General features: G+C 58.9%; 8 protein-coding genes. 5 read left to right on the top strand and 3 right to left on the bottom strand.

Translation table 11 applies throughout. The annotated features are described in order from the left end of the window. Positions 1-62: 62 nt before the first annotated feature. The 3 genes from G7Y41_RS05025 to glnA form a co-directional block, all read right to left on the bottom strand. Positions 63-1,976 carry an AMP-dependent synthetase/ligase gene (locus G7Y41_RS05025; protein ID WP_165315365.1) on the bottom strand — a complete coding sequence of 638 codons (1,914 nt, stop codon included), beginning with the start codon at positions 1,974-1,976 and terminating at the stop codon, positions 63-65. Positions 1,977-2,116: 140 nt separating this feature from the next. After that, on the bottom strand, positions 2,117-3,940 hold the full coding sequence (locus tag G7Y41_RS05020; RefSeq protein WP_165315364.1) for an AMP-dependent synthetase/ligase: 1,824 nt from the start codon (positions 3,938-3,940) through the stop codon (positions 2,117-2,119). A 263-nt stretch (positions 3,941-4,203) separates the two neighbouring features. Next, entirely contained in the window at positions 4,204-5,628 is a 1,425-nt protein-coding gene (gene glnA / locus G7Y41_RS05015) for a type I glutamate--ammonia ligase (protein WP_165214768.1), read from the bottom strand. A 398-nt stretch (positions 5,629-6,026) separates the two neighbouring features. Here glnA and uvrC point away from each other — a divergent pair, with 398 nt between their 5' ends. The 5 genes from uvrC to whiA all read left to right on the top strand — a co-directional run bounded on the left by uvrC (position 6,027) and on the right by whiA (position 12,444). Next, positions 6,027-8,027 carry an excinuclease ABC subunit UvrC gene (gene uvrC / locus G7Y41_RS05010; RefSeq protein WP_165315363.1) on the top strand — a complete coding sequence of 667 codons (2,001 nt, stop codon included), beginning with the start codon at positions 6,027-6,029 and terminating at the stop codon, positions 8,025-8,027. A gap of 99 nt (positions 8,028-8,126) precedes the next feature. Then, positions 8,127-9,377 (top strand): formate-dependent phosphoribosylglycinamide formyltransferase, encoded by a 1,251-nt coding sequence (gene purT, locus G7Y41_RS05005; protein ID WP_165315362.1) that lies wholly within the window; start codon positions 8,127-8,129, stop codon positions 9,375-9,377. Next, positions 9,370-10,320, top strand: a complete 951-nt coding sequence (rapZ, locus tag G7Y41_RS05000) for an RNase adapter RapZ (RefSeq protein WP_165214759.1) — start codon at positions 9,370-9,372, stop codon at positions 10,318-10,320. The genes purT and rapZ overlap by 8 nt, the downstream gene beginning before the upstream one ends. Beyond that, complete coding sequence (locus tag G7Y41_RS04995; RefSeq protein WP_165214756.1) at positions 10,320-11,324, top strand: gluconeogenesis factor YvcK family protein; 1,005 nt, start codon at positions 10,320-10,322, stop codon at positions 11,322-11,324. The genes rapZ and G7Y41_RS04995 overlap by 1 nt, the downstream gene beginning before the upstream one ends. 136 nt (positions 11,325-11,460) lie before the next feature. Then, positions 11,461-12,444, top strand: coding sequence for a DNA-binding protein WhiA (whiA, locus tag G7Y41_RS04990; RefSeq protein ID WP_165214753.1), 984 nt, complete (start codon positions 11,461-11,463; stop codon positions 12,442-12,444). The last annotated feature ends 71 nt before the right edge of the window (positions 12,445-12,515 follow it).

The following is a 12,515-nucleotide window of genomic DNA, read 5'->3' as shown; positions in this document are numbered from 1 at the left end:
AGGGCGAGGGTGAGAGGCGGGGACGCCCTCGCCCGGTCAGATGCGCGCGAACCACCCTCAATCTACGGGGTTGGCTTATGGGCCTCGCCCTCGGCGTAGAGAGCCTCTACCTCGTCAGCAAAATCTCGCAGCACCGCGTGGCGCTTGAGCTTCAGCGAGGGCGTCATGTAGCCGTTCTCCACGGTGAACGCCACGTTGACAATTCGGAAACGCCGGATTGATTCAGCGCGGGACACCTGGCGATTCGCCCGAGCGATGGCCCGATCCAGCGATGCCCGCACCTCGGGAAGCTCGGCAGCTGCTGCCGCGTCGACGATCGGCAAATTATGGGACCGTAGCCAGTCGGGGAGCATCTCGGTGTCAAGGGAGATGAGCGCGCCAATGTAGGGGCGCGCATCACCGACGACGATGACATTGCCAATCAGCGGATGCGTTGACAGGGAATCTTCAAGCCCTTCGGGTGACACGTTCTTTCCACCGGCAGTGATAATGAGTTCCTTTTTCCGGCCGGTAATCCGAATATGCCCCGTATCGTCAATGCTCGCAAGGTCACCGGTGCGGAACCACCCGTCGGTAAAGGCCTGGGCAGTCTGCTCAGGAAGATTGTGATAGCCCTTGGTCACGCAGATTCCCCGAACGAGAAGCTCGCCATCAACATCCACCTTGACGCGGTTACCCGGCCAGGGAAAACCTACCGAATCCGGCGGAAAATCCGTAGGAATTTCCACGGCAATCGGACCGGTTGTCTCCGAGAGGCCATATCCCTGAAGCAGCGTGAGGTCGAGTCCGCGATAGAAATTCGCGAGGTCGGCGGCAAGGGGAGCGCCGCCGGAAATAATCGTGTGAAGATTCGGTCCGAGCACCTGCTTGACTTTCGCCAAAACGAGGGTGTCGGCGACTTGCTTACGCACCCTCAGACCCAGTGAGGGGCCAGGCGAGGCCTGAGCCGACTGATCGGGAACGGCGGTTGTGTCAGGAAGGGGAGTGGTCAGTCCCTCGGGAGCCTGAGACTCAACGTAGGCCGTGGCTTTCGACATCTGACGAGCCTGTCGCGCGGCCCAGGAGAACATTCGTCCTTTAATGCCACCGCCGGCCTTGGCTGACGCCGCATTATAGACCTTTTCAAGCACACGGGGAACAACGAGCAACATCGTCGGTCTGAACGTTGCAATATCGTCGACAAGATTGCGAGTATTCGGTGCGAAAGCAACAACTCCTTGACCCGCCAGCAGCGCGTACATGACGAAGCGAGCCAGGACGTGCGCAACGGGAAGAAAGAGAAGAGAACGCGACTTTGGATCGTTGATGAGGACGGGAAGGAAGTCGTAAGCCTGAACGTAGGTTTCGATGAAGTTCGCGTGAGTGAGCACAACTCCCTTGGGGACCCCGGTGGTGCCGGAGGTATAGATGATCGTCGCTTCGTCATGAAGTCGGACACTGTCGGTGCGCTCGCGCACCTGGTCGATGGTGATCCCCCGAGCGGCAGCGGCGATTTGACGTTCAGCTCCTCGGTCAAGGGAGAGGATCTGACGCACACCCTCAGTGCGCACCGAGTTGACTAATTCCGCCTGCTGCGAGGTTGCGGTGACAACGATGTGGACGTCAGCGTCGGTGAGGATATGGGCAATTTGAGCTGCTGAATCTGTCTCATAGATCGGCACGGTAATTGCGCCGCATGACAGAGCCGCCATGTCAATGAGGGCCCATTCGTAGGAAGTGGGCGCGAGAATCGCGAGGTGGTCACCAGCTTCCAGCCCCATGCCGATGAGGCCTCTTGCCGTGGAATCAACCTCGTCAAGGAAACGGTTGATGGTGACAGGGCGCCAGGTGCCCACATTGTTGCGTCGTTCGATGGCAACTTGGTTCGGGAAGTTCCGTGCCCGCTGGTGAAGCATCTTGGGAATGTTGAGCTCTTCGGACACTTCACGGGTGGCTGGAGTTTCCCACGAGCCATCGCTGAGCCTACGTACCGGCATGATCAACCTTTCGTTGGGATGCCACTTCCGGGGAAGCGGTGCTCTTCGTAGCCTAGTGCGCCGGCGGCTCGCGCTGTGGAATTGGGAACGCGGAGTGTGTCACGCAGCGTTGTCCTCGTGATAAACGAGGACGAACACGGTTACCTTTTCTTTGATCGCCGTTCCTTTTCGCCTTCGCGGTAGAGAGCTTCAACCTCGTGCGCGTAGTCGGTGAGCACCTGGGAACGACGGAGCTTGAGAGACGGAGTCATGTATCCATTGTCAACGGTGAATGTTGCGTCAATGATGCGGAAACGGCGAATGGATTCCGCACGTGACACCTGTTTATTTGCTCGGGCAATCGCCCGGTCCAGGGAGGCACGCACTTCGGGAAGCTGCGCGGCTTCCGTTGCCGGTACAACGGGAAGATTGTGACGTTTGAGCCATCCGGGAAGCATGTCGGTGTCAAGCGTGATGAGTGCTCCGATGTACGGGCGAGCATCTCCAACCACGATGACGGAGCCGATGAGCGGATGCGTTGCAAGGGACTCCTGAAGGACCTCAGGGGAGACGTTCTTGCCGCCAGCCGTGACGATGAGTTCTTTCTTGCGACCGGTGATTTTCAGGTGGCCGTGACGATCAAGGGTCCCCAGATCGCCGGTGTGAAACCATCCGTCTGGGATGGCTTCGCGGGTCTGTTCGGGAAGGTTGTAGTAGCCCTCCATGAGTGAGACCCCGCGGGTAAGAACTTCGCCGTCCTCGGCAATTTTCACGTAGTTTCCGGGGATCACTTGACCGACGCTGCCGAAGGGATGGGAACCGAGACGCTGAACGGTGACGGGTCCAGTTGTTTCAGACAACCCATACCCCTGGAGCACCGTCAATCCCATGCCGGTGAAGAACTCAGCAAGATCTGTGGCCAGCGGCGCTCCACCGGAGACGATGTATGTGAGGTTGGGGCCGAGAACCTGACGAATTTTCTTCAGCACAAGGGTGTCGGCGAGACGATGGCGCATCGTGCGCAGAGGCGCCAGACCCGAGCGTGTTGCGCTTCGTCGGGATTGCTTGGCAGACCATGAGAAGATCTTCCCCTTGATGCCGCCGCCAGCCTTGGCTGCCGCTGAGTTATAGACCTTTTCAAGGACTCGCGGAACCACGAGGAGCGCAGAGGGTTGGAACTCTTGAATGTCAGGCAGGAGGTTGGAGATGTTCGGGGAGAAACCAATGACACTGCGACATGCCAGAGCCAGGTGCATGACGAGCCGGGCGAGGACGTGCGCGACGGGAAGGAAGAGAAGGATACGGGTATGTGAAGAGTCAATGACCTCTCCGAGAACCTGTTTGGCGCTCAGAGCGGTGGCAACAATGTTGCGGTGCGTGAGGGTGACGCCTTTGGGTTTCCCGGTGGTTCCCGAGGTGTAGATGATCGTCGCAATGTCGTCGGCGTCAACGGCCCGTCGACGTTTCGCCAAGTCTCGTGAGGTCACGCGATGAGCGGCCTCAGCCAGGGCACGTGTGGCGGAGGAATGGAAGACGAGGACGTCGGCGAGCTGGGGTGTTCGCTGTGACGAGATGAGTTCGGCCTGCTGAGAGTTGGAAGCAAAAGCGAGAACAACATTGGCGTCGGTGAGGATATGACGAATCTGCGCCGCTGAGTCGGACTCGTAAATCGGCACGGTGATGGCCCCCACGGAGAGGATCGCCAGGTCGAGAACCATCCATTCGTAGGACGTCGGCGCAAGAATTGCGACGGCGTCACCGGCATCAATCCCCAGGCCGATGAGACCTCGCGCAAGATTCTCCACGTCAGTGAGAACTTCCTTGGCGGTCACCGGCACCATCTGACCCACGTTGTTGCGTTTTTCCACCGCAACCTGACCGGGGTTCTTCCGGGCTCTCTTCTCCAGCAGCGAGGGGATCACGTCGTCGTGTTCGACGCGGAACTTCATCTTCTCGGTGAAAGAACCGTCGCGAAGCTTCTTCATCTGTCCTCCAATGTGAGGTTTTGTCGGTCGTCACGGGACTGGCATCGGCTTGTCATGCCTCGGTGTCTCACGCGTCATACCGATGGGTGCCGACGGATCGGCCGGATTCAATATATTTCAATTTCTGAAACACTGTCGTGCAGTATCTTCACACATTCGCAGGAATTCTGCCGTGTCACCAAAGCGACGTGGCGGAATGTGACTGTGGCCCCAAGGTGGGAGCCTTGGGGCCACTCACGTCGCATCGTTTATGCGTGTCATTGTCACAGGTCGTAGTACAGCTGGTACTCGTAGGGGTGCGGGTACATCCGCATCGGAGCGACCTCATGGGTGTCCTTGTAATCAAGCCACGTGTCGATGAGGTCCTGGGTAAAGACATCGCCCTCGGTCAGGAAGTCGTGATCCTTGCGCAGAGCGTCGAGCGCTTCTTCGAGAGAGGCGGGAAGCTTGGCGATGTCGTGGTATTCGGCCGGTGGAAGCTCGTAGAGATCCTTGTCAATGGGAGCTGCCGGTTCGATGCGTCGCTTAATGCCGTCGATTCCCGCCATGAGGCATGCGGAGAATGCGAGATAGGGGTTCGCCGAGGGATCGGGAACGCGATATTCGATGCGCTTGGCCTTCGGTGAAGTTCCCGAGACGGGAATCCGAATACATGCCGACCGGTTACGTGCTGAGTACACGAGATTGATGGGAGCCTCAAACCCGGGGACGAGGCGTCGGAATGAATTGACTGACGGGTTAGTAAAAGCAAGCAGCGCGGGGGCGTGTTCAAGGATTCCGCCGATGAACCAGCGTGCCATATCGGAGAGAGAACCGTAGCCGCGCTCGTCGTAGAAGAGTGGCTCACCGTTCTTCCACAGCGACATGTGCGTGTGCATTCCCGAGCCGTTGTCACCGAAAAGTGGCTTAGGCATGAATGTTGCGGAGTGTCCGAACTCAAGGGCGGTGTTCTTAATGACGTACTTAAACTTCATCATGTCGTCCGCAGCCTTTTGCAAGGTGGCGAAACGATAGTTGATTTCCTGCTGTCCGCCTGCACCGACCTCGTGGTGCGCACGTTCGATCGTGAGCCCAACTTCCACGCACTTGGAGACCATCTCGTCGCGAATATCAGCGTATTGGTCAGAGGGAGAAACGGGGAAGTATCCGCCCTTGATCGGTACTTTGTACCCCATGTTGCCGCCCTCTTCGGTGCGGCCGGTGTTCCAGTACGCCTCGGGGGAGTCCACGGCGAAGAATGTTGAGTGGGGTTGGACCTGGAAGCGAACATCGTTGAAGAGGTAGAACTCGGCTTCGGCGCCGATTGAACATTCGTCGGCAATGCCTGTGGAGCGTAGGTAGGCCTCTGCCTTTGCTGCAACCTGGCGCGGGTCGCGCGAGAAGGGTTCGTCGGTGAATGGGTCGACGATGGAGAAAATCACCACGAGAGTCTTTGCCTTGCGGAAGGGGTCAACGAAGGCGGAGGAGATGTCGGGGATGAGCTTCATGTCGGATTCGTGAATCGCCGTGAACCCGCGGACTGAGGAACCGTCGAACATCAGCCCATCTTCGAGGGCTTCGGCGAGGAATTCCTTTGCTGGGATCGTGAAGTGCTGTTGAACTCCGGGTACGTCGCAGAAACGAACGTCGACGTATTCAATGGAGTTCGCCTCGATAAACTCGGCGACCTCGGACGGATTGCTGAACATAAGTGGTGTTCCTCCCCTAAGGGTTCAGTGTTCGTCGACAGATCCCGTCACTCGGGGTCAAGAAATAACCAAGAGCAACTCAATGGATCGTAGCTATTTGGTTAATCCTCGGACGGGAGTGTCCGCACTTCGGTCGTTATTCATCATAGATACTCAGAAGCGCCTCACCTTGCCACTCAAAAGAATTCCCCTGACATGTGGTCGGAATCATGAAATGGTGAGTGAAAGGGAGCGCTCGTCCTCGTCAATAGAACGCAAACCGGAAATGACACCCGCTAACCTGCGTACCGGGAAAGGAGCGATCGTGGACGAGGCCTACGGGACTACAGCCGACTCGATAAGGCGGCGGACAACGCGACCCCGTGCTCAGGAGGGCTCAGCGACGTAAAATTCCCTCCGTGGCAGACCCCCAAACCTATCGACCGCGCACCGGTGACATTCCTACGTCACCCGGTGTCTATCGATTCTCGGACGACCAGGGACGGGTCATTTACGTCGGCAAAGCAAAAAACCTGCGTAACCGGCTGACGAACTACTTCCAGGATCTCGCCAACCTCCACCCGCGAACACAGCAGATGGTGACCACCGCGGCGCGCGTACAGTGGACGGTCGTCAACACCGAAGTTGAAGCGCTCACACTGGAATTCACGTGGATCAAAGAGTTCAATCCCAGATTCAACGTGATGTTCAAGGACGACAAGTCCTACCCCTATCTCATGGTGACAATGGGAGAGGAGATCCCGCGCGTCGTTGTCACCCGCAAAGCCAAGACCCCTGGTTCCCGCTACTTCGGTCCCTACACGCAGGTCTGGGCGATTCGCGAAACCATTGACCTGCTGCTGAGGGTCTTCCCCATGCGCACGTGCTCGGCCGGAGTTTTTCGGCGAGCTCAAGCCCAAGGCAGGCCGTGCCTGATGGGATACATCGACAAATGCTCAGCCCCTTGCGTCGGACGAATCTCCCCGCAAGACCATCGCCAACTCGCCACCGAACTGTGCTCCTTCATGGAAGGGCGTGCTGGACCCGTCATTCGCGACCTCGAAAATAAAATGAAGGCCGCCTCAGCTGAACTCGATTTCGAGCAGGCCGCGCGATATCGCGACGACATCCACGCTCTACGCACCGTCCTCGAACGCAATGTCGTCGTCCTCGATGACGGCACGGATGCTGATGTCTTCGCCCTCGTCATGGATCAGCTTGACGCGGCGGTGCACGTTTTCCACGTCAGGGGCGGACGTATCCGAGGAACCCGCGGGTGGGTCATTGACCGCTGTGACGACGCGCAGGCCCCCGAACTCATGGCTCGTCTACTCGAACAGGTCTACTCCCAGGTCACGCCCGCCCAGCGGCCGATCCGCGGTCGCTCCCACGAGCGCGCACAAGCAGTGTCCGTTGACGATGTCGCCCACACGCCGACCTCGGCAATTCCCCGAGAAATTCTCGTCTCCGTGGAACCCGAAGACGCCGAAACGATCGCCGCATGGCTCAGTGATCTCCGCGGAGCAAAGGTCACGCTTCATGTTCCACAGCGCGGACCCAAAGCTCACCTCATGGAGACCGTTGAAAAGAACGGACGTGAAGCCCTGACTCTTCACCAGACCAAGCGCGTCGGTGATCTGACACAGCGATCGCGCGCCCTCGAACAGCTCGCCGAAGAACTCGATCTTGCACAGGCTCCGTTGAGAATTGAGTGCTACGACGTTTCGCACACTCAGGGCACCCACCAAGTAGCATCGATGGTTGTTTTCGAAGATGGCGGGCCCCGCAAGGACGCGTACCGAACCTTCAACATTCGTGGGGCCGATGGAAACGGAACCCCCGACGACACCTCCGCAATGGACGAGGTACTCCGCAGGCGTTTTTCACGTCTGCTCTCAGAAGAAGCTGGCATCAGGGGCGAGGACGAGGACGGGGTTCCCCTTGAGTCCGGTCCCGTTGACGCGCGGACGGGGCGGCCGCGACGTTTCTCCTACCGGCCGGATCTCGTGGTCGTTGACGGCGGACCTGCTCAGGTCAATGCGGCTCGGGCGGCACTTGACAACATGGGAGTGGATATTCCGATCGTTGGACTCGCCAAGCGTCTTGAAGAAGTGTGGATTCCCGGTGAGGAGTTTCCTCTGATCCTGCCGCGCTCCTCCTCAGCGCTGTATCTGCTGCAATACCTTCGGGATGAGTCGCACCGCTTCGCGATCACCAAACACCGGGCGCGTCGGGGCAAAGCGGCAACTCGTTCCGTGCTTGACGAGATCCCCGGTCTTGGTCCCAGCCGTCACAGTGCCCTCCTCAAAACATTTGGGTCGGTGAAGAAGCTGCGTGCGGCCTCTGTTGACGAAATTGCCTCCGTCCGTGGAATCGGCCCGCGCCTCGCCGCGCAGATTCACGAGCATCTTTCGCGCTAGGTCAACGTCTCGGTGGAATTGCGTGAGTGGAAAGTGCCGAAGGATGCGCGAGGTTCGATAGAGTACACACCGTGAGTCCGCCTGACCGAAAGGACCCCGATGAGTCAGCCTCAATCTGTTCCCCTTCGCCTTCCCGCGCGAATCCTCCTTCTCGGCTCAGGTGAGTTAGGTAAGGAACTGACGATTTCGCTTCAGCGACTCGGCTGCCACGTCATCGCCGTTGATTCCTATCCGAATGCGCCCGCGATGCAGGTTGCCGATGAGTGCCGCGTCCTTGCGATGAGTGACGAGGACGAGCTTCGTTCGCTTCTGGATGAAGTCAGTGTCGACCTGGTGGTGCCTGAGATTGAGGCGATTGCAACCCAGGAGCTGGCACGGAGCCAAAACGAGGGGAGCGTGCGGGTTGTTCCGAATGCCTTCGCGGTTCAGGCAACGATGGATCGCCAGCGGATCCGCAGTCTCGCGGCTTCTCTTGACGGTGTTGCAACATCAAAGTATCGCTTCGCGTCCTCTGCCGATGAGATTCGACAAGCGCTTGACCACACCGGTCTTCCCGCGTTTATTAAACCGACAATGTCATCGTCGGGCCACGGGCAAAGCAGGATCACCGATGTCGGGCAAGTCGACGAGGCGTTCGCCCGTGCCAGTGAAGGGGCTCGGCACAACACCGGACGCGTCATCGTTGAAGAGAGCATCGACTTCGATTCGGAGATCACCCTGCTGACCGTTCGCTGGTGGGATGAGCACAGCGGATGTGTGCGCACCGATTTCTGCGACCCGATTGGTCATCGACAAGAAGACGGTGACTACGTTGAGTCATGGCAACCGGCCGCAATCTCACCGGCCGCTTTGGACAAATGTCAGATCATGGCTGCTCAAGTCACCCAGGCCCTTGCCGAGGCCGACGGTCAGGATCCAGCGAGCACACTCGGACTCTTCGGTGTTGAATTCTTCATCAAAGGAGATGACGCGTGGTTTTCAGAGCTGTCACCTCGTCCTCACGACACGGGGATGGTGACAATGGCAACCCAGGATCTGTCAGAGTTTGATCTTCATGCGCGTGCCATCCTTGGCTTACCGCTGCACACGCAGCTGCGTCGGCCGGGTGCCTCAGCCGTCATCAAATCACACGGACCGGTTAATGATCCTGAATACACCGGAGTGGCCCAGGCAATGCGGACCGCAGATGTCAGGATCTTCAATAAACCGGTCTCACGTGCAGGTCGGCGAGTCGGAGTCGTCCTCGCCAATGAGACCACTGTGCAGGAGGCGCGCTCGGTGGCGTCCTCAGCGGCAGCTCTCATCGGCATCCGCGAACGCGAGCATGTGGCATCCTTGGATCATGAGTGAACGGTACGACCCAGAGAATCCACCAACGGTACCCGAGGGAATCGCCATGCTTGACGAGAACGCTCCGGTTCACGATGACCCGAAAGCTAACGAGGTCCTCATTATTACCGGACGATCGGGGGCGGGTCGTACCCAGGCTGCCAGGGCGCTCGAGGACCTCGACTGGTACGTCGTCGATAACTTACCGCCGACGATGCTTCCCGCGCTTGTGGGCATGATGTCGCCCGACGGTGGGGGAGTTCACCGTCTCGCCGCGGTTGTGGACGTCAGGTCGCGAACCTTCTTCCAAGACCTCTACCACACGCTCGATGTCATGACGTCGATGGGCGTTGCCTATCGTGTCATCTTCCTTGACACAGACCAAGAGACTCTGGTGCGTCGATATGAGTCGAACCGTCGCCCGCACCCACTTCAAGGTCACGGGACGCTTCTCGACGGAATCAGCACTGAAGAACAGCTGCTTGCCCCGCTTCGCCGACTTGCAGACGAGATCATTGACACGTCGCACATGAGTGTTCATGATCTTGCGCGGCATATCCGAGACGTTGTTGCCGGAGAGGGGGAACGTCCACTTCATCTGACGGTGGAGTCCTTTGGATTTAAGCGCGGTCTTCCCCTCGATGCCGATCATGTCCTTGACGTGCGTTTCTTGAAGAATCCCTACTGGGTTGATGAGTTGCGCCACTTGACGGGGCGTGACGAGGCCGTGTCCGAATACGTCCTCAACCAGCCCGGTGCACGGCAGTTTGTGAGTGACTACGCTGACCTACTTGCGCCCATGCTCAAGGGCTATGTGGAAGAACTCAAGCCCTTCGCGACGATTGCCGTCGGATGTACCGGTGGGCAGCATCGATCGGTCGCGTGTGCGGAGTTTCTTGCTGAGCGCCTCAGGGACCACGGGTACTCCACGCGAACCGTCCATCGAGACCTTGGGAGGGAATAGTGACCTACCTCGACGCCGCGGGCTGGACACAGCGGGGAGAATCGGGACAAACGGTCGTCGCGCTTGGCGGGGGGCATGGCCTGTCAGCCACCCTTCGAGCGCTGAGACACATCACCCGGTCGCTGACCGCGATCGTGACCGTCGCAGATGACGGAGGCTCCTCGGGACGGCTGCGCACGGAGATGGACATTCTGCCTCCGGGTGATCTACGCATGGCCCTTGCCAGCCTGTGTGAAGACACCGAATGGGGGCTGACGTGGCGTGATGTCATGCAGCTGCGCTTGAAAACTGCGGGGCCTCTTGACGGGCACGCCCTCGGTAATCTGCTCATCGCCGGGCTCTGGCAACTTCTTGACGATCCGGTCGAAGGGCTTGAATGGGTTGCCCGTCTTTTGGGAGCAAATGGCCGAGTCCTACCGATGGCCAACGATCCGATCAATATCGAGGCCGACCTAGATGACAACGGTCGTTTATATACGGTCTCTGGGCAATCGAAAGTTGCTGTTGCTCCGGGAATGGTTCGGCAGGTGCGTATCGAACCGGCAGAGCCGGAGGTAGCCGGCGTGGTCACCGAGGCGATCGCCCAAGCAGACTGGGTGGTTCTGGGACCGGGATCCTGGTACACGTCGGTGATTCCTCATATGTTGGTCCCCGATATTCATCGGGCGCTCGTCACGACGGATGCCCACCGAGCACTCATTCTCAATCTCTCGCGTCAACGCGGTGAAACCGACAAGATGACGACCGGTGACCATGTGAGGGTTCTGCGTCAATACGCACCGGATCTCAAGCTGGACGTTGTTATTGCAGATCCAACGGCAACCGACGATATTGATGACCTCATTCAGGCCAGTGAGGAACTCGGAGCTCGCGTGGTGCTGCGCCAAGTCCGCACGGGAGACGGGGCAGCTCACCATGATCCGCTGCGTTTAGCGGCCGCATTGCGAGATGCCTTCGACGGGTTTCTCGGCGAGGTCGGCAGAACAGAGAGCTGGCTTCCGTAGGTGTTCGGACGTATCGGTCACTGCACTGGTGAAGTGTTGATCACCCTCGGGCGGGTGGAGCACCCGTTACCGACTGCGAAATAATTGAAGACAACGGAATGCGTATCCGCGCGGATGCGAAATAGAAGGAACACACGTGTCACTGACATCAGATATGAAGGACGAGCTTGCGCGTACAGCCGTGACGACGCAATCGGAGGTTGCCGCTGAGGTGGCAACAACGTTGCGTTTCGCCGGCGGCTTGCATCTTGTGTCCGGCAGGATCCTCATCGAGGCGGAGCTGGACTCCCCGGTCGCGGCCCGCAGACTGCGTGCTTTCCTTCATGCCCTCTATGACACGGAATCATCCGTCGTTGTTGTTTCTGGCGGGTCCCTGGCCCGTGGGAAACGCTACGTTGTCCGCGTGATTCATCGTGCTGATGAACTTGCACGCATGACGGGACTTGTTGACTCTCTGCGCCGACCTGTTCGTGGGCTCCCAGCTTCCCTCGTGGCATCGGGGAAGGCCGAAGCCGCTGCCATCTGGAGAGGTGCATTTCTTGCCCGCGGGTCGTTGATGGAGCCGGGACGCTCCTCGTCGCTGGAAATTACCTGTCCGGGTCCCGAGGTTGCCCTGGCGATGGTCGGATGTGCACGAAAACTTGGAGCGCTTGCACGATCGAAAGAAGTTCGGGGAACGGATCGTGTTGCCGTGCGCGACGCCGAAGCGATTGCCTTGCTCATTAAAGCCTTGGGGGCACCCAATACCTTCGATTCGTGGCAGGAACGCCGACAGAGGCGCGAGGCGCGGGGTAGTGCCAATCGTCTAGCAAATTTCGATGATGCGAACCTGCGTCGATCTGCTCGCGCGGCGGTTGCCGCCGGGGCACGTGTTGAACGAGCCTTTGAGATTCTTGGCGATGACATCCCCGACCATCTGCTTGAAGCTGGGCGGCTTCGGCTTGAATATAAGCAAGCCTCTCTTGAAGAGCTTGGGAAACACACGGATCCGCCGTTGACGAAAGATGCGGTGGCCGGGCGAATTCGGCGTCTTCTCGCGATGGCAGACAAGGTTGCGCACGAACGCGGGATTCCGGACACGGAGACAGCGCTGACCCTCGACATGCTTGACGACGAGTGAAAAGGGACTGAAGTCCCGATCGGCAATGGAGATTCTCCCCACGCCCAGTTGAGGGTCAAGCTGCTGTGCCG

Source organism: Schaalia sp. ZJ405 (assembly GCF_011038885.2).
GTDB lineage: Bacteria > Actinomycetota > Actinomycetes > Actinomycetales > Actinomycetaceae > Pauljensenia.
Note: the sequence above shows the minus strand (reverse complement) of the source record. Positions and strands in the feature narration are given on the sequence as shown.

Bases quoted from the DNA above. Each gene is read 5' to 3' on its own strand.
- G7Y41_RS05025 (WP_165315365.1), bottom strand. From the start codon at position 1,976: ATGCCGGTACGTAGGCTCAGCGATGGCTCGTGGGAAACTCCAGCCACC.
- G7Y41_RS05020 (WP_165315364.1), bottom strand. From the start codon at position 3,940: ATGAAGAAGCTTCGCGACGGTTCTTTCACCGAGAAGATGAAGTTCCGC.
- glnA (WP_165214768.1), bottom strand. From the start codon at position 5,628: ATGTTCAGCAATCCGTCCGAGGTCGCCGAGTTTATCGAGGCGAACTCC.
- purT (WP_165315362.1), top strand. From the start codon at position 8,127: ATGAGTCAGCCTCAATCTGTTCCCCTTCGCCTTCCCGCGCGAATCCTC.
- rapZ (WP_165214759.1), top strand. From the start codon at position 9,370: ATGAGTGAACGGTACGACCCAGAGAATCCACCAACGGTACCCGAGGGA.